Annotated in this window: 21 protein-coding genes; 14 read left to right on the plus strand and 7 right to left on the minus strand. The window is 68.4% G+C overall.

Annotated features, from left to right (window positions below):
* The first annotated feature begins 7 nt into the window (after window positions 1–7).
* Together ACWY4P_RS44100 and ACWY4P_RS44105 are read left to right on the plus strand one after the other, a co-directional pair.
* Window positions 8–1291 (plus strand): sensor histidine kinase, encoded by a 1284-nt coding sequence (locus tag ACWY4P_RS44100; RefSeq protein WP_456206418.1) that lies wholly within the window; start codon window positions 8–10, stop codon window positions 1289–1291.
* Window positions 1288–1956 carry a response regulator gene (locus ACWY4P_RS44105; protein ID WP_456206419.1) on the plus strand — a complete coding sequence of 223 codons (669 nt, stop codon included), beginning with the start codon at window positions 1288–1290 and terminating at the stop codon, window positions 1954–1956. The genes ACWY4P_RS44100 and ACWY4P_RS44105 overlap by 4 nt, the downstream gene beginning before the upstream one ends.
* Window positions 1957–2109: 153 nt before the next feature.
* Here ACWY4P_RS44105 and ACWY4P_RS44110 read toward each other — a convergent pair whose 3' ends face one another.
* Window positions 2110–2703 carry a TetR/AcrR family transcriptional regulator gene (locus ACWY4P_RS44110; RefSeq protein ID WP_456206420.1) on the minus strand — a complete coding sequence of 198 codons (594 nt, stop codon included), beginning with the start codon at window positions 2701–2703 and terminating at the stop codon, window positions 2110–2112.
* A gap of 84 nt (window positions 2704–2787) precedes the next feature.
* On the opposite strand from ACWY4P_RS44110, the gene ACWY4P_RS44115 reads away from it, so the two are divergent.
* Entirely contained in the window at window positions 2788–3372 is a 585-nt protein-coding gene (locus tag ACWY4P_RS44115; protein WP_456206421.1) for a TetR/AcrR family transcriptional regulator, read from the plus strand.
* 10 nt (window positions 3373–3382) lie between these two features.
* On the opposite strand, the gene ACWY4P_RS44120 is transcribed toward ACWY4P_RS44115, so the two are convergent.
* Window positions 3383–5122 carry an FAD-dependent monooxygenase gene (locus tag ACWY4P_RS44120; RefSeq protein WP_456206422.1) on the minus strand — a complete coding sequence of 580 codons (1740 nt, stop codon included), beginning with the start codon at window positions 5120–5122 and terminating at the stop codon, window positions 3383–3385.
* A 48-nt stretch (window positions 5123–5170) separates the two neighbouring features.
* On the opposite strand from ACWY4P_RS44120, the gene ACWY4P_RS44125 reads away from it, so the two are divergent.
* The 7 genes from ACWY4P_RS44125 (at window position 5171) to ACWY4P_RS44155 (ending at window position 11151) form a co-directional block, all read left to right on the plus strand.
* Window positions 5171–5683, plus strand: coding sequence for a nuclear transport factor 2 family protein (locus ACWY4P_RS44125; RefSeq protein ID WP_456206423.1), 513 nt, complete (start codon window positions 5171–5173; stop codon window positions 5681–5683).
* Window positions 5684–5703: 20 nt separating this feature from the next.
* On the plus strand, window positions 5704–6348 hold the full coding sequence (locus ACWY4P_RS44130; protein WP_456206424.1) for a VOC family protein: 645 nt from the start codon (window positions 5704–5706) through the stop codon (window positions 6346–6348).
* The gene (locus ACWY4P_RS44135) at window positions 6345–7184 is read left to right on the plus strand and encodes a fumarylacetoacetate hydrolase family protein (RefSeq protein WP_456206425.1); all 840 of its coding nucleotides are present in this window, start codon (window positions 6345–6347) and stop codon (window positions 7182–7184) included. The genes ACWY4P_RS44130 and ACWY4P_RS44135 overlap by 4 nt, the downstream gene beginning before the upstream one ends.
* An 87-nt stretch (window positions 7185–7271) precedes the next feature.
* On the plus strand, window positions 7272–8015 hold the full coding sequence (locus ACWY4P_RS44140; protein WP_456206426.1) for a hypothetical protein: 744 nt from the start codon (window positions 7272–7274) through the stop codon (window positions 8013–8015).
* A gap of 90 nt (window positions 8016–8105) precedes the next feature.
* The gene (locus ACWY4P_RS44145; protein ID WP_456206427.1) at window positions 8106–9095 is read left to right on the plus strand and encodes a hypothetical protein; all 990 of its coding nucleotides are present in this window, start codon (window positions 8106–8108) and stop codon (window positions 9093–9095) included.
* Window positions 9095–10198, plus strand: coding sequence for an alcohol dehydrogenase catalytic domain-containing protein (locus ACWY4P_RS44150; RefSeq protein WP_456206428.1), 1104 nt, complete (start codon window positions 9095–9097; stop codon window positions 10196–10198). Before ACWY4P_RS44145 ends, ACWY4P_RS44150 begins: the two co-directional genes overlap by 1 nt.
* Window positions 10199–10263: 65 nt before the next feature.
* Complete coding sequence (locus ACWY4P_RS44155) at window positions 10264–11151, plus strand: SDR family oxidoreductase (protein ID WP_456206429.1); 888 nt, start codon at window positions 10264–10266, stop codon at window positions 11149–11151.
* 257 nt (window positions 11152–11408) lie between these two features.
* On the opposite strand, the gene ACWY4P_RS44160 is transcribed toward ACWY4P_RS44155, so the two are convergent.
* The 3 genes from ACWY4P_RS44160 to ACWY4P_RS44170 all read right to left on the minus strand — a co-directional run bounded on the left by ACWY4P_RS44160 (window position 11409) and on the right by ACWY4P_RS44170 (window position 13880).
* Complete coding sequence (locus tag ACWY4P_RS44160; protein WP_456206430.1) at window positions 11409–12038, minus strand: TetR/AcrR family transcriptional regulator; 630 nt, start codon at window positions 12036–12038, stop codon at window positions 11409–11411.
* A 178-nt stretch (window positions 12039–12216) separates the two neighbouring features.
* On the minus strand, window positions 12217–12678 hold the full coding sequence (locus tag ACWY4P_RS44165) for a MarR family winged helix-turn-helix transcriptional regulator (protein ID WP_456206431.1): 462 nt from the start codon (window positions 12676–12678) through the stop codon (window positions 12217–12219).
* Between the two features lie 149 nt (window positions 12679–12827).
* A complete protein-coding gene (locus ACWY4P_RS44170; RefSeq protein ID WP_456206432.1) occupies window positions 12828–13880 on the minus strand; it encodes an ABC transporter permease in 1053 nt (350 codons plus the stop codon).
* 97 nt (window positions 13881–13977) lie between these two features.
* Between ACWY4P_RS44170 and ACWY4P_RS44175 the strand changes: the two genes are divergently transcribed.
* Complete coding sequence (locus ACWY4P_RS44175) at window positions 13978–14442, plus strand: MarR family winged helix-turn-helix transcriptional regulator (protein ID WP_456206433.1); 465 nt, start codon at window positions 13978–13980, stop codon at window positions 14440–14442.
* 1018 nt (window positions 14443–15460) lie between these two features.
* Here ACWY4P_RS44175 and ACWY4P_RS44180 read toward each other — a convergent pair.
* Window positions 15461–16552 carry a quinone oxidoreductase family protein gene (locus tag ACWY4P_RS44180; protein WP_456206434.1) on the minus strand — a complete coding sequence of 364 codons (1092 nt, stop codon included), beginning with the start codon at window positions 16550–16552 and terminating at the stop codon, window positions 15461–15463.
* 498 nt (window positions 16553–17050) lie between these two features.
* On the opposite strand from ACWY4P_RS44180, the gene ACWY4P_RS44185 reads away from it, so the two are divergent.
* The 3 genes from ACWY4P_RS44185 (at window position 17051) to ACWY4P_RS44195 (ending at window position 20565) form a co-directional block, all read left to right on the plus strand.
* Complete coding sequence (locus tag ACWY4P_RS44185) at window positions 17051–18013, plus strand: amidohydrolase family protein (RefSeq protein WP_456206435.1); 963 nt, start codon at window positions 17051–17053, stop codon at window positions 18011–18013.
* A 62-nt stretch (window positions 18014–18075) separates the two neighbouring features.
* Window positions 18076–18996, plus strand: coding sequence for an NADP-dependent oxidoreductase (locus tag ACWY4P_RS44190; RefSeq protein WP_456206436.1), 921 nt, complete (start codon window positions 18076–18078; stop codon window positions 18994–18996).
* 72 nt (window positions 18997–19068) lie between these two features.
* Window positions 19069–20565 (plus strand): aldehyde dehydrogenase family protein, encoded by a 1497-nt coding sequence (locus tag ACWY4P_RS44195; protein ID WP_456206437.1) that lies wholly within the window; start codon window positions 19069–19071, stop codon window positions 20563–20565.
* Window positions 20566–20654: 89 nt separating this feature from the next.
* Here the strand turns inward: ACWY4P_RS44195 and ACWY4P_RS44200 are convergent, their stop codons facing one another.
* Window positions 20655–21428, minus strand: a complete 774-nt coding sequence (locus ACWY4P_RS44200) for an IclR family transcriptional regulator (protein WP_456206438.1) — start codon at window positions 21426–21428, stop codon at window positions 20655–20657.
* Window positions 21429–21507: the final 79 nt, after the last annotated feature.

Below are 21507 nucleotides of genomic sequence, written 5' to 3' on the forward strand. Positions count from 1 at the left end.
GACGTCCGTGACCACCGATGACATCAGCGGAATGGGACCGCTGGTCGCCCGACTGTCCCGGGGTGGCCAGCGGCTGCGGCATGCCGACCGGACACATCCCTGGGTGCTGGACACCGCGGTCGTCGTCCTGGTCTTCCTGATGTTCTGCCTGCCCGACCTGATCCACGGCGGTGTGGACGACGGCGACAGCCCGCGCCGGTTCCGGCTCGCCTTCACCCACCTGCCCGTAGCGGGAATGCTGGCCCTGCAGGCTGGCCTGGTACTGCCCCTGCTGTGGCGGCGGCGCAAGCCCGCGGCGGCCTTCGCCGCCATCACGGCGGTGTTCATCCTCCAATGGTCCCTGGGCGCCGCACTGCGTGCGGACATCGCCCTCTTCGTCGCGCTGTACAGCCTGGCCCTGCACGGGCGACTGCGACAGCTGCCGTGGGCCTGTGCGGCCACGGCAGGCGCCATGGCGCTGGTCGCGGTCCGCGCGTCCTCGGCCGTGTCCGTCGGGGACGCACTGTTCTTCCTGCTGAGCACGGCGACCGCGGCCCTCGCGCTCGGCCTCATGGTACGAATCCGCCGGGCCCAGCTCGCCGGACTACGGGAGAGGGCCGCCCGGCTGGAAATCGAGCGCGACCAGCGCAGCAGGCTGGCCACGGCCACCGAACGCACCCGCGTCGCCCGCGAGATGCACGACATCGTCGGCCACAACCTGTCCGTCATCATCACGCTCGCCGACGCCGGCGCCTACGCCACGGACATCGCACCCGCACGAGGCAAGGAGGCCCTGCAGCTCATCGGCGACACCGGCCGACAGGCCCTCGGCGAGCTGCGACGCGTGCTCGGCGTGCTGCGCGAGGCCGCCGACGGTCCCCCGGACAGGCCCGAACTCAGCCCGCAGCCCGGCATTGCGGACATCGAAGCGTTGCGCGCCAAGGTGCGCGCAGCAGGACTGGAGGTTCTCTACCGGACCTCCGGCGACGTGAACGCCCTGGACAGCGGGGTGCAGCTGACGGTGTACCGCATCGTCCAGGAAGCCCTCACCAACACTCTCAAGCACGCCGCCCCCGACACCCGGGTACACCTGGCGATCCTCGTCGAGGACAGCCGGCTGACCATCAGGGTCCAGGACACCGGCCCGGCCGTATCGTCCGGACCGCCGAACGAGGAAGGACATGGCCTGGTGGGCATGCGGGAGAGAGCGGCCTTGTACGGCGGCACCGTCAGCGCGGGACCGGCGGGCGGCGGAGGATGGTGCGTCGAGGCCGTCCTCGACCTCACACCCGGAAGTGGCGGTGACCGATGACCACCGTGCTCATCGTGGACGACCAGCCTTTGCAACGCTACGGCTTCCACCTGCTCCTGGACTCCGTCCCCGAGACCGACGTCGTCGGCGAGGCCGCCCACGGCGCCGAGGCCGTCCGCAAGACGGCCGAACTGCGCCCCGACGTTGTCCTGATGGACGTCCGCATGCCTGGCATGGACGGCATCGACGCCACCCGCCGCATCGTCGCCGCCGGCGGCCGCTCGCGCGTCCTCGTGCTCACCACCTTCGACCTCGACGAGTACGTCCACGCAGCCATCCGCGCCGGCGCCAGCGGCTTCCTCCTCAAGGACGCCCGCCCCGAAGAACTTCTTGCGGGCATCCGCGCGGTCGCCTCCGGCGACGCCGTCATTGCACCCGCTCTCACCCGCCGCCTCCTTGACGAGTTCGCCCAGTACGTCCCCTCCCACAGAACTGACCCCTCCGAGGTCCCGAGGCTCACCTCCCTGACCGACCGTGAGCGCGAGATCCTCGTGGCTGTCGGCAAGGGCTGGACCAACGGGGAGATCGCCGCGCGGTTCGTTCTGTCCGAGTCCACGGTCAAGACGCATGTCGGCCGTGTCCTGACCAAGATCGGAGCCCGCGACCGCATCCAGGCCGTGATCTTCGCCTACGACCACGGCCTCGCCCGGCCCACCGTGGACTGAACCGACGAGCGGCGGCCGCCTGTGATCCGGGAGCCCGTCAGGTCGAGGGTGATGGGGTTCGCGCTCATCGGACGGTCCGGTATGGCCTGCCGCACCACCGGAGAGATCGTCGTCATGCCGTAACCCATCTCCGTGAGCCCATAAGGACCCATCTCAGGAGCCCGCCCGCGCGATGACCCCTGCCAGCAGGTACCGGATCAGCTCGTGGGCGGGGCGCTGACGGGAACGGGGCACGTTCGCGCCTTCGAACACGGCGACGGCCAGATCCGCGATCATCTCCCTGTCCACTGGGTGCGGGCACCGGTCGAGCACCTCGTACACCATCGACCGCATCCAGTGCAGGAACCGCTCGTGGGCCTCCCGCACGGCCGATGAGTGGTCGAGTCGCTCGTGCAACGCCCGATGCAGCGAGCGGAAAGTGGGCATGGCCACGAGACTCCGTGTTAGCGCGGTGAGCGGATCGCGGTCACGGAGTTCGCTGTCCAGCGCCTGGATCTCGCGGCTGAGCATCCCGTCCATCACCGCGGCGAATATGTCGTCCTTTGACGAGTAATACCCGTAGACATTACCTCGGGCGACACCTGCTGCCGCGCTGATGTCCGCCATTGCCGTGCCGGCATAGCCGCGGGCCAGGAACAGTTGCGTCGCGGCGGCGAGCAGCTCCGAGGCACGTTCCTCGCGCTGAACGCGCCGCCTCTTCCTCGGCAAAGGATCTCCAGGGACTCCTCGCCGGGGACCGGTGGTCACAGCACTCCTTCCTCCTGAGCAGGGCGCGGCCGGCCAGGTGTCTACACTCACGTGAGGTGTGGTGAACTCATGGGAGGAGTCGGGATGCCGCGGAACCGCCAACAGATCCCCCGGGAGGAGCGCACGGGTGATCTGCTAGCCGCGGCCACCGAGCTCTTTCTGGCGAAGGGCTACGTCAAGACCACGATGGCGGACATCAGTTCCGCCGCCGGCGTGGCCCGGGGCAACGTCTACTGGTACTTCGACTCCAAGGACCACATCTTCGCCGCCGTCATGAACCGCATGCTCAGTCGCGAGATCCGCATCCTGAACGAGGAGCAGGCCGGTGCCGACCCACTGAGCCGCCTGGTGCGCGGGCTGTCCGACATGCGCTTGTACCGGCCGCTGCACCAGGCCATGCACGACCGGCTTCCCCATTCGGAGGCAGTCCGCGAGGCCCACAACACCTTCCTGAACTGGATCGTGGGACTGGTCGACGAGCTCATGGCCGAGCGCGGCCTCGATCACGCCCCTGGCATCGATGCCGGGCTCGTCCGCGATGTTGCGGTCGCCGTGTTTGAAGGGGCGAACGTGCCCAACGACCGGAACAGACCGGCCCACGAGATGATCCGGTTCCTGATGGAGTCCGTCATGGCCAGGAGTGCGGGGGCCAAGGGACGAGAGCGCTGAGCGCGGTACCTCAGACGAGATGAGCCCCGACTCCCGTTGATACCGCCCGCGCCGCACCGGGCGCTTTCGCGTCCGGAGGCGGGACCGTCGCCCCGCGCAACACGTCGAGCACGGCGACGGGATCCGCGGGAGCCTGCCGGCCCCGCCAGCCGACGTGACCGTCCGGGCGGACGAGCACCAGCGGCCGCTCGTACAGCTCCGCGGCGGCCGGTTCGGCGAGGCGCAGCACCGTCAACGGCACTCCACCCAGGTGCGCGGCCTCCACCAAAGGCGTCGGGTCCGCGGAACCCGAGACCACGAGAGTGAACCCGCGCCCGAAGCGGTCGAGCACCGAACTGCCGTCGGGCAGCCAGACATGCGGTGCGCGGCAGCCGGGCCACGTCGACGGTACGTACTCGTCCGGCTCGTCGGGCGGCTCCGGACTGCCGTCCGGCACGCAGATCGGGGAACCGCTGTAACGGTAGCCGAGCTGGACACCCGTGCAGCGGAACTCCTTGGCCCTGGACCGGCGGATCTCCTCGCCCATCTCACGTCGGAGCCGTTCGCCTTCCGTGTCCATGCGTTCGAGCACTGGATCGGGGACGAGCTGCGCGTCGGCCCTCCAGTTGCTGGAGGCTTCCGTGACGTTGCGGGCGGCGATCGGCCGCCGCTCCTTTTCGTAGCTGTCCAGGAGCGCCGGGCCTCCCCATCCTTGGAGGGTCGCGGCGAGCTTCCAGCCGAGGTCCACGGCGTCGCCGATCCCGGTGTTGGCGCCGAAGCCTCCCTTGGGCCACAGCAGATGCGCCGCGTCGCCCGCGAGGAACACCCGCCCCTCACGGTAGGTGCGGGCCACGACGCAGTGTCCGCTCCAGGGCTGCGCTGCGAGGATCTCCACGTCGATCGGCGCACCGACGGCCTCGCGTATCCAGGCGACCGCGTCGTCGGGGTCGGGCTCCTCGTCCAGGTAGACCGAGAGCCGCCACTCGTCCACGCCGTTGACGACCGTGATGTACGGCCTGCGCACCGACGACAGGGTGTGGATCTGCACCGCGGGGCCGCCCAGCCGCTCCCGCAGCAGGTCCAGCAGCTGCGGCGCACGGAAGTGCACAGCGAAGTTGTGACCCTGGGCGAACATGCCCTCGAAGTCGATGCCGAGCGCCCGACGTATGCCGCTGCGGCCTCCATCACAGGCCACCAGGTACGTGCCGGCCAGCGTCTCGGTGGCACCGCTCGCCACGTCGCGCACCACGGCCAGGACACCCTCGGAGTCCTGCTCCAGCGTCTCCAGGCGGGCGCCGTACCTGATCTCGACTCCTGGCAGTTCACTGGCCGTGCGTGCGAGCAACGGCACGAAGGAGAACTTGGACAGAAACGCGGGACCCTCCGGCGTCAGCGGGGTGTACACGCCCGAAGACCGGTTGGTGACCCCGTAGTCGAAGTCGGTGAGGACGCGCCCCGTGGCGGAGGTGGCGAACACCGTGCGGTGCGGGTAGTCCGGGGCCGGTGCCGACTCCGTGCGAGCCTCTTCCGCGCAACCCCAGCGGCGCAGGTGTTCCATGGTGCGGGAAAAGATCGCCTCGCCTGCTGGAAAGGGCACGCGACCGTCGCCCTGATCGATCACGGTGACCGGTACACCACGCCACCCCAACTCGGTCGCGAGCGCGAGGCCCACAGGCCCCGCTCCCACGACCAGGACGCGCCGAGATCCGGCTCTCTCGTGCTGGTCAGACATAGAAGATCTGCCTTCCTGAGCAAGGGTCGGACCGCTCATGGCCCCACCTCTTGAACGGGAGTCAGAATTACACGCGCGTGTCGCTGTATGGAAGACCTGGAAAAACACAAGACTTTTGACCGATCATGTGCGGTGCTACGCTCATCTCAGGTTCAAGAGACAGGGAACGCCATGGCGACTCCTGCTGATCAAGACGATGCCGGGAGCCACTGCCTGGCTCTGGCTGTCGGATACCACCACGACGTCGACAGAGGCCGGGCCACTGCCGGGATCGACGTGTTCGCAGACGATGCCGAATTCGAGGCCCACGGCAGGGTCTTCCGTGGGCGCAGCGAGATTCTCAACTTCCTCCGTGCGCGGGAGGCCGACACGGCGCGGCAGACCGTCCACGTGCTTGCCAATGAGGTCACCACGGTCCAGGCCGGCGGGCCCCACGGTAAGTCCGTCCAGTTGGAGGCGCTGATCCTGCTGCACGTGCGGCAGCCCGATGGTGCCTACGTCCTGGACCGCGTCCTCAACACGACCCACCAGTTCCGCCGTACCGGCGGCAAGTGGCGCATCGCGCGCCGCGCCTCAAGGTCGCTGCACCCCACCGTTTGACGGGCAAGGAGGCCCTCACGATGACGACGACCCCCCAGACCGAGGCCGGGACAGGGGCCGGCGGGACGCAAGCCGTCGCGCTGCAGCTCTCCGAGCTGGTGCTCAAGACCGCGCGCTACGACGACATGGCCGCCTTCTACGCCCACGTCCTCGGGCACGGCCCGTTCTACGAGCGGACCCCTGACCCGGACGCCCCGCCGCGCCCCGCCGACATGCCCGAGCGGGCGGTCGACGTCCGGCTGGGCTTCTTCCGCATCGCAGACGCCCCGCACAGCCAGGTTTTCGCCCTGTTCGGCGTCGAAAGCCTGAGCGAGACGGAGTCCTTCGGACCCGGTCTGCACCACTTCCAGTTCGGCGTCAGCACCCTGGGCGAGCTCATCTCCCAGCACGAACACATGGCCTCCATCGGCGTGCGCCCGCACCGTGCGGCCAACCACGGACAGGCCACCAGCTTCTACTACCGCGACCCGGACCGGAACATCGTCGAGTTCTCCTGCCCCAACTTCGCCACGGTCGAGGAGGAGGTGGCCTTCATGTCCGGGCCCGTCTTCGCCGCGAACCCCTCCGGGCTGGAACTGGACCCCGACCGCTTCGCCGCCCGCTACCGCGCCGGTGACTCCGAGCGCGAGCTGCTGCGTCTCGACAACCGGGCGGTGGGCCTGTGACCAGGTTCGTCAGCACGGTCAAGGGAATCGGCAGGCTGGAGGACGACGGCGAGACCATCGCCTTCCTCGACGTCGATGCAACCGACCTCGGTACGGCTCTGCAGGGCGGCCCCGGCCTCGGTGCCCTGGCCATGGCCGCGGTCCGCGACCGTATGCCTACGACGCAGATCCAGCTCCTCGCTCCCGTCCCCCGGCCCTCGAAGATCTGGGCGGTGGGCTACGCCTACGCCGACCACCGCACCGAGGTGGACTACAACGGCGTGGCGGAGGAGCCGGTCGTCTTCCTGAAGGCGCCGTCCTCGGTCATCGGCACGGGCGAGCAGATCCGCTTCCCGAAGGCAGCCCCCGACGAGGTCGACTACGAAGGCGAGCTCGCGGTCGTCATCGGCCGACGCGCGACCGATGTGTCCGAGGCGGAGGCGTACGCGTTCGTCGCCGGCTTCACGATCGTCAACGACGTCAGCGCCCGTGACGTGCAGAAGGGCCGCATCCCCGGCCGTGCGGCCGATGTCACCGCCGCCAAGAGCTTCGACACCTTCACCCCCATGGGGCCGGCCCTGGTCACGCTCGACGAATTCACCGACCCCGACGACCTGCGTCTGCGCACCTGGGTCGATGACGAGCTGCGCCAGGACGCACGCACCTCGCAGCTCATCCACCCTGTTCCAGCGCTGGTCTCCTATCTGTCTCGGCAGACGACCCTTGAACCCGGCGACGTGATCAGCACCGGGACCCCGGTCGGCGTCGGCCACAGGCAGGGGCTCTTCCTGCGGTCCGGCACCGAGGTGCGCATCGAGATCGAAGGCATCGGCGCCCTTGTCAACATCTGCGCTTGATTGACCGGGCGCGTCGGGGCGGTATTCCAGCCGGAGGAACGGCGCCCTCACCACACGATTCCGGCAGGCTACGGAGGACATGACGACATGAGTACGGAAACCAAGGACAGCTTCGGTGGCGGAGACCCGTGGGGATACATCCAGCCGTGGGACGAGGAGCGTTTCGGCCCGGAGATCCGCGACATCAACCTGCGGGCGAAATGGGAAATGGCCATGGCCATCGCCGGTGGCCTGCCGTACATCTGGCAGGAGCTGGCCCGGCCGATCTCCGAGATCGTCTACGGTCTCCTCGAACTCCGTCCCGGGGACCGGGTTCTGCTCATCGGTGAGGGTATCGCGCCCTCTGGATGGGTCGAGGACATGCGGGCCCTGGTGGGACCGGAGGGTGTCATCGACACCGTGGAGATCATCAAGGACGGACGAAACGCCGTCCTCGGCAAGGTCCCCGGCCGGAACGGCCAGATCGGCTGCTGGCGCTGGTCGTACACGGAGTCGGTGGACGACGAGGCATACGACTGCGTCGCCGTGTTGCAGGCGACCCAACACTGTGACGACTGGCATGAGACGGCTGCGGACCTGCTGCGGGTGATGAAGCCCGGCCGGCGCATCGTGCTGGCCGAATCGGTCTTGAAGGGAGCGACGTTCTTCTCCCGTATCAACGCCGACGTCCACCTTCGGCAGTGGTTCGACAAACTCTTCGCGCACGTCCCCGTGGACGACATTCCCTACTACTCCGGAGAGCAGATCCGCGAGGCGTTCGGGGACAAGGTCGACAGCCCTCAGCTGATGGAATGGAAGGGCATCGAGATGTACTGGGGTCGAAAGAGGTGACCACTGCCACGGGCTTCAGGCAACAGGCTGCGGCACACGCCCCGTCACCCGAGTCGATCCACTCATTCGCCCAAGGACAAGGAGGTCCCCGTGAGTGTCGTTGAAGACGTCATGGTCTTGGGCTCCGACCATCCGTTGCGCAGCATCGTCCGCGACGAGCACCTGTTTCTCTCGCTGCCGCATCCCCCGAAGGTGCCCGTCAAGCTGTGGGCGGAGCACCCGCCGCTGACCGTGGTGCACTACCCGCAGCAGTACGAGCCGGAGGCATACGCCCCGCCGCGCGGCGTCTATGAGAACGACGAGATCCGCGTCGAGTGGCAGAAACTCGACGGCCGGCAGCCGTTCTACCATCGCAACTGCGACGTCGACGAGATCTCCTACCAGATCGGCGGCGAGCGGACGCTGATGTCCGAGCTCGGCGTGATCGAGTTCCAGCCCGGCGAGTTCTCCCGTATCCCGCGCGGCGTCGCCCACGACAACTACTGCCGCGAGGACAGCCACCTGCTGTTCTACATCCCCGCGCCGGTTACCGAGCTGGCGCCTGCCCAGCGGGAGTCCGGGGCCATGTTCCCGCCGTTCCCCGGCTGGCAGCCCGGCGAGGCCAACGAGGCGATCACTCAGTGCATGGCTGCGCTCGGCCACGACATCACCGTCTTCGGGGTCGACGAACAGCTCCTGCTCGAGCAGGTGCACCAGGAGGACCGGCGGATGGCGGTGCTGCGGGCCGATCCCGGTCAGGACGTCACTTGGCTGTACACGACGGATCGCATCCGCCTGGGCATGGTCACCACCATTCCTGGCGGACAGCGCCGCTACCGGCGCACCCTCGACGCCGACGAGATCCAGTACCAGGCCCATGGTCACCGCACGCTGATCACCCAGCGGGGCGTCGTCGACCTCGAGCCGGGCGACTTCGTGCGCATCCCGCTCGGCATCTCCCACACCAGCGTCGTGACCGAGCCCGGTGACTACGTCAGTCTCCTCTCGCACCAGGAACTGCCCCAGGTCGCCGAGACCACGCGTACGGCGGATGCCTACACGCCCGAACGGCTCCCGAGCCTCACCGTGGAGGTCCGCTGATGGCCACAATGCTTGCCCTGCGAGCGCACCAGGGCGCCGAAGCACTCGTCCTGGACGAGATGCCCGTGCCCGAGCCAGGTCCGCTCGACGTGGTCGTGAAGGTCGCCTCCGCCGGCCTGGCGCCGGGGATCATGCGCCTGCTTCGGATGGGGGCGCTCAAGCATCTGCCCACCACCCTCGGCCACGAGGCCGCAGGCGTCGTCACGGCCGTCGGCCGCGACGTCACGGGCCACGCGGTCGGCGACCGGGTGCGGGTCCACCCCCTGCTGAACTGCCGTGAGTGCGACTACTGCCGTACCGACCGGGACATGATGTGCGCCCAGCAGGCCATGCTCGGCCACGCCGCCTTCGGCGATGCCCCGATGCCACTGTACGAGCAGTACCACGACGGCGGACTCGCGGAGTACATCCGCGCCCCGCACTGGCTGATCGATTCCCTGCCGGACTCCGTCGGCTTCGACGTCGCGGCCAAGGTTCACGACCTGGCCAACGCCGTGCGCGCACTCAAGTGCGCCGACCTTCCGGAACGGGCCACCCTCGTGGTCACCGCCGCGACCGGCACCATGGGAACCGCGACGGTCAAACTCGCGGAGCACTTCGGAGTCGCCCGTCTGATCCTCGTCGGCCGCGACACCGAGCGCCTCCACCGCGTCGCCGGGCTCGCCGGCGGCATACCGGCCAGCGTCGTCGCACTCGACGAACTCCCTGAGAACTGGTCGACCGACGGCACTCTCACCCGTCGGCTGCGCGAGCTGGCACCCGAGGGAGCCCATGCCGTCATCGACTTCATCCCGGAGGGACCCGCCCTCGGCCAGACCATGGCCGGCATGGCCACCGGCGGCACACTCGTGCACATGGGCGGCAACTCCACCCCGCTGCCGCTGGCCCCCATCGCCCTGATGATGCATTGTTGGCGCTTCGTCGCCACTCGCGCCTACACCCGCCAGGACGCAACGGATGTCCTGCGTCTGCTCGCGGCGGGCACCCTCACCGCCGACGAGCTCATCACCCACCGGTTCCCGCTCACCGAAGCGCTCAAGGCCATGGACGCGATACAGCAACGTGCCGACAACCCCATGTGGATGACCGTGATCAACCCCTGACCCGACGCACGAGCGCGGCACGGCTCCGCGAAGCCACCTCAGAACAGCGAGAGGAAACCGGGAAAGTGTCCGAATCACAAGCCGTACGCAGCCAGGAGCCGCCCCTGATCGCGGTGATCGGCGCGGCCGGGCTCTGCGGTAGGTACGTGCTGGAGGCCGCGCTGCGAGCCCCCTTCCGGGTCCGGGCCGTGGTGCACGGCCCGGCAGGGCGGGAACGAGTGGCTGCCCTGGGCGTCGACGACATCGTCGAGGCCGACCTGGAGAAGCCGGACACCGTCCGTCAGGCGCTGCAGGACGCGGACTTCGTGTTCATGATCGCGCCGGCGTTCCACCCGGAGGAAGACGTGCTAGCGATCAGGGCGCTCGAGGCGGCTGAGCACGCGGGCGCGCGCCGATTCGTGTACCTGTCCGTCCTCCATCCGCACACCCCCGGGCTGCGCCACCACCTGCGCAAGGCGAACGCCGAGGCCGTCGTGCGGGCCTCGCGGCTGAACTGGACGATTCTCCAGCCCTCGATGTTCGCGCAGATCGTCCTGTCGACGTGGGGGAGGGCTCCGGCCGGCCCCGTCGGGGTGCCGTTCAACGTCGACAACGAGTTCTCGTTCATCGACTTGCGCGACCTCGGGGAAGCCGGCGTCAAGGTGCTCTCCGAGCAAGGGCACGACTCGGCGACCTACGAACTCGCTGGACCCGCCCTTACTTTGGCCGAGGCGGTGCGCTTCGCCGGGCGTGCCCAGGGAGTGGACCTGGAGGCGAGGACGGTGGACTGGGCGGACGCACCGCTCCCGCCGGGAGTGGCCGACTCTGCGTCCCGGGCCTCGGACATGCGCGCCATGTGGCAGGACTATGACCGGCACGGCCTACGCGGCAACAGCAACGTCCTGCGGATGCTGCTCGGCCGTGAACCCGCGTCCTTCGCGGAAGCGGCCACCGCGTTCGCCGCGCGAGGCTGAGCGCTCCCGACGCAGTCGGGGGGTGTCCCCCCAATGGAGGGGAGACACCCCGCGTAGGGACAACGGAAAACCACCACCGCGCCAACGGCTGCTCGGTATGCGGCGGCACGTGACCTGCGGGGTGACGCCGTCCAGCGAATGCGAATGTTCTCCTCAGACAAGCGGCCGGGGCGCACCACCATGTCGGGTTCGCGCGCCCACCGGGTGCGGTGCGGCGGACGCGGGTGGCAGCGGCCGCGCCCCCCGTGCCTACGCGTTCAACTGCGTGGAGAGCTGACAGGCCGTAGGCCATCGAGGACGGTGTCGACGATCTGTTCGGGCAGTCCATCCGGGAGGTCGGGGTCGTGGCGTACGAACGTGCGGATGAGCAGGGGGCCGACGAACATGTCGATGGTCAGTTCCAGGTCGATGCCCGTACGGAGTTCCCGGTTCAGCTGGCCTCGCCGGAGGATCTCCAGTCCGAGGTCGCGCCGGGGAGTGATCACGCCGGAGTGGTAGGCGGCCCATATCTTCGGGCTGCTTCTCATCTGGGTGTGTGCGGTGTGCAGGATCGCCGACGAGCGGCCGGCCAGGCTGCGTTGGCGCAGTGACTCCAGGAGAACGACCAGGTCGTCCCGCATCGACGTACCGGGGAGTTCGCGCTCAGAGGGCTCGGCGGCGCGGATGACGTCGATGAAGAGGTCCTCCTTGTCGCTCCAGCGGCGGTAGATGGCCGCCTTGCCGACGCCGGCGGTGCGGGCGATGTGGTCGACGGAGAGATCGGCCAACGGGACGCCGTCCTCGAGAAGCATCAGCACCGCTTCCAGGATGGCCTGTTCCACGGCCTTGCTGCGGGGACGACCACGGGTGGAACCGTACGACGGCGGACGGCTCTCGGTACGGCTCATGGCTTTCCGTCCTTTCGCTCGCGGCGCACCAGTGAACGTCGCGCGGTCCGCGTGGTGACTCCGTCCCCAGTGCAGCACTCACCTGCGCCTGACGACCTGTGTCCCGCTCGTCCTTTTCACGTCTCTTCCTCACGTCGACGCGCCGGATCCGGAAGTGGCATCCGCTGGACGGCCAGGGCTAGTTCAGTGATCGAGTGTCGATGGCGAGGGCGTCGGGGTTCAGTTCCTCGACCAAACGGTAGAGCAGACGGTGAATGGCGTCCTTGTCATCCGGAGAGAGCGGCGAGGTCGTCTCCCGTTCGATCCGCCTCGCGATCGACGTGGCACGAGCGGCCGCCGCGCCTCCCTCGGCGGTCGCGAACAGGCGCATGCTGCGGCGGTTGGTCGGATGCGGCTCCCGTCGCAGCAGTCCTCGCTCGACGAGCTGGCTCACCGCGGCTCCCATGGACTGAGCCGTGATGCCGGAGCGGCGCGCGATCTCCGCAGCGGACACCCCCGGCGTCCAGAGGACCTGCTGCAGAGCGTTGTGCTGCGCCAATGTGAGGTCCTCCGCGCGCAGTGCCCGCTCCAGTCGTCCGGCGATGATCTGGGAGAACTGCCAGGCGAGGTATCCGGTGGTGGGGAACGCGGCGTCGGTCACGGCCGCAGTCTACGAGAGTGAGGTGCGCTGCTTGCGAGTGTGTCACCGGTCAGTGGAGCTGGGCCTCCGCCGTGTCACGGACCGTGGGCCGATGCCGCCTTCCTGTCCCACAGGCGGCATGGGGGAACGGCACTCGGCAGGCTGACGGGTCAGTCGGCGGCCGCGCGACGTGGTCCGCGGGCATCAAGCCAGAAGAGCACCACGGCGGCGACGAGGATCCACGCCACCAGGACGACGACGCCCGCGGTGAGACCGTCGTTGTTGAAGTGGGACAAACCTTGGACGGCTCGTACGCCGACTCCCACCGGGAGGATCTCCGAGAGCGGATGCAGCCAGTCCGGCAGGTAGGCGGTGGGCAGCGTGCCACCGCTCGTGCTGTTGCCGAAGGTCAGCAGGACCACGGCGGCCAGCGACATCCCGGCGCGGCCGAAGAGGCGCATGAACATCATGGTCGCGCTGCCGACGGCCGCGGCCATCAGTGCGATGACCCCCGCGATGCCCAGGAAGGGGCCCGGCAGTGCCGAGAAGCCCAGGCTGCCGGCCATCGCCGCCACGAGGACGCCGGCGAGGATGCTGAAGGAGGCCAGGCTGGCCAACCTCCACCGGTACTCCAGTCGCGGAGCCATCTGGTAGGTCATCATGCCGAACAGGAATCCGGCCAGCACGACGCCGAACCCGGCGTAGAACACCGACATACCGCGTGTGTCGCCCGCCGAGGCCGGCACGACGTCCTGCACGGTCAGCCGGTCTCCGTTCTCCTTGGCGACACCGGAGAAGGCACCGGTGACCGTCGAGGTCACCGAAGGGCCGTTGGCTCCGGCATACAGCAGCTCGGCGGACTTCCCGGGGCTGGTGACATAGGCGGCGTACACCTTTCGGTCCTGCAGCGCGTGGCGGGTCGCATTCGCGTCGGGGTAGCGCTTCACCTCGAATCCGCCGGGCAGCCCGAGTTCCAGCCCGCCGGCGATCTGTTCAAGCCGTTGGGGCGTCCCGACTACGGCGACCGGTAGGTCGTGAGGCCGCGGGGCGTGAAATGCGGCCAGGAACACGCTGACGAAGATCGAGCCGATGACCAGCACGATCGCGACGGGGAGCAGAACCCCCTTCATCCCGGTGGCGCCCTGCGGCGCTGAAGCGGTGTCCATCGCGTGGTGATGGTGCGCATGGCGCGGCTCGGCGGAAGTGGTCGGTGGCGTGGACATGTGAGGGGCCCTCTTCATTTCTATTTGTAAGGTACCTTCTAAGGTACCTTCTATTTGTACCATAGAAGTATCAGGCACCTTACTTTTGGAGTTACTGATGGGGCGTCCTGACGCACAGCCCTCGACGCGCATGGGCTACCTGGCGTGGCAGGTGGTGCACGTGATGGGGACGCGTCTTGAGAGAGCGTTGCGCTCGCTCAACCTCACGGCTGCCCAGCACAACGCTCTGCAGCACGTCGTCTGGACCCCAGGCATCTCCGCTGCGGAGATCGCGCGTCGGACCGGCTTCACTCCCCAGTCCATGGGCGCCGCTGTCAACGCGCTGGTCGACCGCGGCCTTCTGGCTCGCCACGACCACCCTTCGAGCCGCAGGACCGTACAGCTGACCATCACCGACAGCGGCGCGAAGCTCGCCGAGCGGGCGCGGGGTGTGGTGGAACGTCTCGACGAGGACGCGCTTGCGGTCCTCGCCCCCGCCGAGCGGGCAGTCGTACATACCCTGCTGCTCCGGATGCTTGCCGAGCTCAATCCCGATGCTTTGCCGACGCGTGGCACGAGCTGAGCGCGCTGTGCCCACATCTGGGTGAGGGCCAGGCAGAGCCTGTTCGCACGGTCAGTGCAGCATTTCCGCGGCCTCTTCCCTGATCTGGCGAAGCAGGTCGCTCATGCGGCGGAGATGGGTCCGGCTCGTGTGGGTGACCACTGCCGGCCGCCGGTTACGTCGCCCTCGGCCCCTCCGGCACCGGCTGGCTCCTGCTCGATCGCCTTGTCCACCCGGTCCCAGGCCATCGCGGCCACCGCCACCGTGGCCATCGCGATGCGAGTGGGCGGCGCCTTTCGATGTCCTGCGCGCTGACCTCGCGCGCACGGTGCGCAGCCGGTCCTGACCGGCTGCAGCGTTGAGTCTCGGCGTGCCTGCCCAACGCGCCCTGCCCGTCCTGACCGGGCGTGCCCGGCGGTTCACCGGCCTGATCGGTGGCGCCGTCGAGGACAGGGCGTTCGGCCTGCCGGCATCGCCACCCTCGCAGACACGACCCCGTTCGCGGCGACGTGCCCGCGTTGCCTGGCACGGTGGTGGTTACCCTCGTCGTCGTCGTCGTCGACCTGTTGCTGGACAGCGTCTGAACGCACACCACGGGTGGGGCCACGCAGCGAACAGCGGCGGGCCCCACGACTGCCCGCAATCCCGCGGCAGGCGAAGGCATGATCGTCACCGTCGCCCAGCTCCCAGGGGGTGGCGGCCTTCGCGGCGACGTACAAAGTGCGCCGAGGTCCTCGCGGGTCCATGAGACCCGCGCTGGAGGCTGGTGGCCACCCACGGCAAAGGCGGTCTCCGCGGTGAGCAAGGCGTCCAGGGCGGGGGCTGACCCTTCAGGCCCGAGGCACAGACGGTCTCACCAAGGCGCAGCCCAGCCAGGCCGGCGAGGGTGCGGGTGAAGAGTCCACTCGCAGCTCGCTAGAAGGATCCGCGGGCTCAGGGCGGTAGCGGCCGAGGGGCATGCTCAGCCCGTGGAGTGTGAACTCCGCACACCGCGGACAGCTTGAAACCAAGTAACTCGGCTCCACCCAACCTGGGCAACTCACCTGTTCGGCGGTTGGCTGGGGTGTTGGGGCAGGAGGAGTACTTTGCCGGTCTGTTGGTGGCTTTCGAGGTAGGCGTGGGCTTCGGCGGTTTCTTCCAGGGGGTAGGCGCGGTCGATGATCGGGTTGATCTTTTTGTCTGCCAGCAGTTCCAGGCACAGTTGCTGGTCGCGCAGGGTGGCGCCGCGCACGCTGGCGATCCTCACCTGCTGGCCGATGAGGGCGAGTGCGTCCAGTTCGAGGCGGGATCCCTGGTCGGTCGGTGTGCCCAGGACGATGACGGTGCCGCCGAGCCGTGTGCAGGAAAGGGAGAGCTGGAAGAAGTCGTTGCCGCCGACGCAGTCCCAGACGGCGTCGGCGCCCAGGCCGCGGGTCAGCTCCCTGACCTGTGCGGGCAGTCGGGGATCGGTGGAGTGCACGATGTGGTCGTAGCCGAGCTTGCTGAGCGCTTCGTCGCGGTCCGGCTTGGTGGTGGTGCCGATGACGGTGGCTCCGCTCAGCTTGGCCAGTTGTGCGCAGGCGATCGCCATTCCGCCGCTGGCGCCGGTGATGACCACCGTGTCGCCGGGGCCGACGGGTGCTTGGCGCGCGCAGTTGAGGGGGGTGGTGTAGGTCCACATGGTGGCTGCGGCCGTCTGGAAGTCGACGTCGTCGGGGATGGGCAGGATGGCGTCCTGGCGGCGCACGACGTACTGGGCGTATCCGCCGAAGATCTGGTGTCCGGGGTAGGCGGTGTCCACGCACAGGTTTTCGAGTCCGCGTACGCACAGGGCGCAGTTACGGCACGGCGGGTGCGGGAGCTGCACCGCCCTGTCGCCGGGGCGCCACCGGGTGACGTTCTCGCCGGTGGCGACGATTTCACCGGCCGCGTCCCGGCCGAGCTGGAACGGCAGGGGCCACGGCGGCCGTCCCGGGAGAGGCTGCGGCAGGTTGCCCGCGCGGTAGCGGAGATCCCAGCTGTTGACGGCCGTGGCGTGGACGCGCATCAAGACGTCGTCGGGGCCGACCTCGGGAATCGGCGCCTCGATGTACTTGAGCACCTCGGGCCCGCCGTGTTCGAACAGGCGGACCGCCATCATGGTCTGTTCCACTTTCACGTTCCTTCAGATCGTTTACACGGTTCATCGGGGGCTTCATAGAGCCGTCCTGCGCCTCGCCCGCCCCGGTGGGCCCGTGTGCGAGCGGACCTCGATCAGGCGGCTTGCCAGGGTGGATCAGGAACTGAAGGGTCCGACGATCCGAGTGGCCGGTCGCGTGGCCTGACCGCGGCTGTCGGCCCAGGTTGGGAGACTACCCGAACTCTTGACTGCGAGTCATGAGAAGGGGCCCGGATACATCTGGCTTCCTTGCTCGTGTTGACTGGAAAGTACCCTGGAACTAGCTTGACTCTAGTTCAAGAGTGTAGAAGTGGGCGGCCCCGCATCACCCACCGCAGGGTCCCGCGCCGGCAGGCGGGCCGCGCCTGGCAACCGTGTCTCCACGACGGCCCGCGGCGTCCAGGGAACCGCCCACGAGCAGCCGACGTCAGGTCCGCCGACACGACCCGAAGGCGACGGCTCGAAGCACCACCGGAATACATCGGAGGAAAAGTGCGCATCGTGGCCGTGGAAGAGGCGTTCTCCATTCCTGGAGTCATCCGGCAGGAGGAGGCGATCCGTCAGCACATGGAGGTGCCGGAGGCGATCAAGCAGGAGTGGTTTCGGCGCTTGGACGATCTGACCGAGCTGCGGCTGGCGGACATGGACGCCAACGGCGTCGATGTCCAGGTCCTCTCGTATTCCACGCCGGGTCTGGAAGTGATCGAGGATCCGGCGGAGGCGGTGGCCGCCGCGCGGCGGGTCAACGACTATCTGGCCAAGGCGGTCGCCGGGCATCCGACGCGGTTCGCGGGCTTCGCGGCCCTTCCGCTGCAGGACCCGAAGGCCGCGGTCGTGGAGCTGCGTCGGGCGGTGGAGGAGCTCGGGCTCAAGGGCGTGCTGTACAACGACCATGTGCGGGGGCATTACCTGGACGAGCCGCAGTTCAGGCCGCTATGGGCCGAGCTGGAGCGCCTCGGAGTGACGATGTATCTGCATCCGGCTGTTGTTCCGGCCGACAACTGGCGTGTCTTCGACGGGTATCCCGTGCTCGTCGGGCCGTCGTGGGGTTGGACCGCGACGGTGGGTGCTCATGCGCTCCGGCTGATCTATGGCGGCGTGTTCGACGAGTTCCCGGGCGCCTCGGTGACGTTGGGGCACATGGGCGAGCTGCTGCCGTTCCAGATGGCCCGGCTCGACAGCCGCTACGACCAGGTGCCTGCTGGACACAGGGTGCAGCACCTGCCCTCGTACTACCTGCGGAACAACGTGTACGTCACCACCAGCGGAGTCATGTCGCATGCCGCACTTCTGGGAGCCGTCCATGCCGTCGGTGTCGACCGGGTGCTGTTCTCCATCGACTACCCGTTCGAGTCCAGCGCCGAGGCGGTGGGCTTCCTGCGTTCCGCACCGTACGCACCGGCCGACCTCGAGCGCATCGCGCACGGCAATGCCGATCGCATTCTGGGGCTGTGAACGACCGAAAGCCTGCGTAGACCCGCCTTCTCTTCACCCGCAGTGAGATCAGAGGAGTCACGATGGCGAAAGCAGTGCGATTCGCGGAGTACGGCGGTATCGACGCACTGAACGTGATCGACGTCGAACGGCCCGAGCCCGGTGAACGGCAGGTACTCGTCAAAGTGGTGGCTGCCGGGATCAACCCGGGCGAGGCCGCGATCCGGCAGGGGTTCCTGCACGACAGGTTTCCGGCGACCTTCCCGTCGGGCCAGGGCAGCGATCTCGCCGGGATCGTCGAGGAACCCGGCGCAGGAGTCACCGGGTTCGCCGTGGGCGATGAGGCGATCGGCTTCACTGACCAGCGGGCCAGCCACGCCGAGTACGTGATCGTCGACGAGGACCAGCTCATCCACCGACCTGCGGGCGTCCCCTGGGAGCAGGCCGGCGCGCTCTTCGTCGCCGGTACCACGGCGTACGCGGCGGTACACGCCGTCAAGGTCGGGCGTGGCGAGACAGTCGTCGTCTCCGGGGCCGCCGGCGGGGTCGGCTCTCTCGTCGTACAACTCGCGCGGCACGCCGGAGCCACCGTCATCGGTCTGGCGAGTGAGCCCCACCACGCATGGCTTGCCCAGCACGGAGCGATCCCGCTGACCTACGGAGAGGACGTCGGCGAGCGCATCCGCGCCGCGGCCCACGGCACGATCGACGCCTTCATCGACACCTTCGGCGCTCCCTACATCGAACTGGCGCTGGAACTGGGCGTACCCCGCGAACGAATCAACACGATCATCGACTTCCCGGGCGCGGCGAAGCACGGCACCAAGGCGGAGGGCAGCGCGGCGGCGGCAAGCGCCGATGTCCTGCGGGAACTCTCCACGCTGATCGCCGACGGTGATCTGGAGATCCCCATCGCCCATGTCTACCGGCTCGACGAAGTCCGCGAAGCCTTCCGAGAACTGGAACGTCGGCACACGAGGGGCAAGATCGTGCTCAAGCCCTGACGAACCCTCATTCCTGTTTATGACCTTCGCATACGAAGCATCCGCCCGAGGCAGATCCGAACGGAGCATGACGTGGCGGCATCATCCGATCCGGCAGGTGTTATCCGTACCCGGTGGTCGTCCGAGGACCTCGCTGATCAATTCACCCTCGAGAACCCGGCCACTGGTGCGCCGTTGGCCGTCGTCCACGGTGCCGGCGACAAGGAAGTCGACCTGGCCGTACAGGCGGCCCACGAAGCGCACTTCGCATGGAAGGCCCGCACGCCCCGCGAGCGTGGCAGCTGGCTGAGGAAGATCGCTCAGGCGCTGCGCGAGAACGCCGACGAGATAGCGGCCCTGGAAACCAGCGACATGGGCAAGCCCCGGTCCCAAGCGCGCTTCTTCGATGTGGAAGCGGCGATCGGGATCTTCGAGATGTTCGCGAGTCTGTGCGAGGCAATGCCGAACCAGCTCCGCGACGCGGGGAACATGCTGGACCTCTCGCTGCTCGAACCCTACGGCGTCATCGCCGCTATCGTGCCCTTCAACTGGCCGCCTGTTCACACCGCGAGCAAGCTCGCTCCGGCGCTGGCCGTCGGTAACGCGGTGGTGCTCAAGCCGCCGGAGCAGGCCCCTCTGTCGGCCATGCGTGTCGTGCAGATCGTCCAGTCGGTCCTGCCCGACGACGTCGTACACATCCTCCCCGGCACCGGCAGGATCGGCGCGCGGCTGGCCGGACACGATCTGGTCGGCAAGATTTCGTTCACCGGCTCACCCGTCACCGGTGCCACGGTCATCAAGACCGCGGCCGACCATCTGACCCCGACCCTGATGGAACTCGGCGGCAAGAACCCGTTCATCGTCTTCGACGACGCGGATCTCGACTCCGCCCTGACGTGGGCGGTCGAGGGCGGCTTCTTCAACCAGGGTGAGGCGTGTACAGCGGCGTCCCGCGTTCTCGTACAGGCCGACGTCCATGACGAGTTCGCGCGCCGCTACGCCGAAGCGGTACGAGGACTGCGTGTTGGCAACGGCGCCGCCCCGGACACTCACATCGGTCCCATGGTGACGGCCGCCCAGCAGAAGAGGGTGCTGGACTACATCGACATCGGTGTGAAGGAGGGCGCCACGATCGCCGCCCAGGCAGCGCTGCCGGACGACCCGGCGCTGGCCGACGGCTACTACGTTCCGCCGACCTTGTTCACCGGCGTGCACAGGAACATGCGCATCGCGAAGGAGGAAATCTTCGGACCGGTCGTGACTTTGATCCCCTTCCACGACGAGGAGGAGGCGATCAGCATCGCCAACGGCACCGACTTCGGTCTGCTCGCCGGCGTGTTCACGCGGGATTGGGAACGCGCCCTGCGGGTGAGCCGGGCAGTGCGGGCCGGGGCCGTCCTGGTGAACAACTACAACCGCGCCTTCACCGGGATGCCCTTCGGCGGCGTCGGTGCGAGCGGATACGGTCGCGAACTCACGGTGGAGACCCTGCACGAGTACGCCTACACGAAGAGCATCCGGCTGCCCTCCGGCACAGGCGAGATCCCCCGCTGGGCCCCCTCCGCCGAAGCCACGGGACGAGCCCAGTGAACAACCGGGTCCGGGAGGCCCTGTGAGGGTCCTCAAGGCCGGTACGGCGTGCGACGCCGGGTGGTCACGGTGTCGCACGCCGCTGTCCGTCACAGTCCCTGACCGATGTCCTGCACGGTGGCGAGCAGAGGTCGGGACAGTTCTGTTAGCCGCGCGCGGGTGCAGCGTACGGATGGAGCAGCAACGGCTACCGCGGCTACGGCCGTGCCCGTGCGATCGCGGATGCATGCGCCTACGGCGTGCACTCCGCGCTCGCTCTCCTGGAGGTTGACGGCGTAGCCGTGACGGTGCACTGACACCAGCTCATTCATGAGGCGCTCGACGTCCTCGGAAGCCTTCGCCCGGCCCCCGGGGAGCCCGTTGGGGTAGAGAGCCCGGAGCCGGTCCGCCGGCAGTGCTGCAAGCAGGGCCTTGCCGCCCGAGGCCACGTGGGCGGGAAGGAGTGTCCCGGTGCGGTAGCTCACGCGCAGAGCCTGCGGGCCCTCCACTCCGTCCAGGAAGCGGGCTCCGTTGCCCTCTAGCACCATCAGGTGGGTCGTCTCACGGACGGCGTCCGCCAGTCGTCGCAGGTGGGGGTGGGCGATGGTGATCAGATCGGGGGGCGGGGACGCCTGGCTTCCCCGGATCGCCTGTAGGGCCGGTCCTGGCCGGTACACCTTGTGGCGGTCCTGGACCGCGAATTCCTCGAAGACGAGCATCGCGAGGATCCGGTGCGCGGTCGAGCGCGCGACACCGAGCCGGTCGGCGACGTCCATCACCCGAAGCTCGTCGAGTTCGTGCAGCAGCCGGACGACGCGCAAGGCATTGCCGGCGGCGCTCACCGGATACGAAGGGCCGGACGCGAGGCCCACGGAATTCTCCATAGCAGAATTCTACCAGGCAAGAATTCCCCTCAGGGGAAACCTGAGCGTAGCTTCATAGCCAGCGCCGAATCGCGCGCTT

The sequence above is a fragment of the Streptomyces sp. LZ34 genome, from assembly GCF_053890475.1.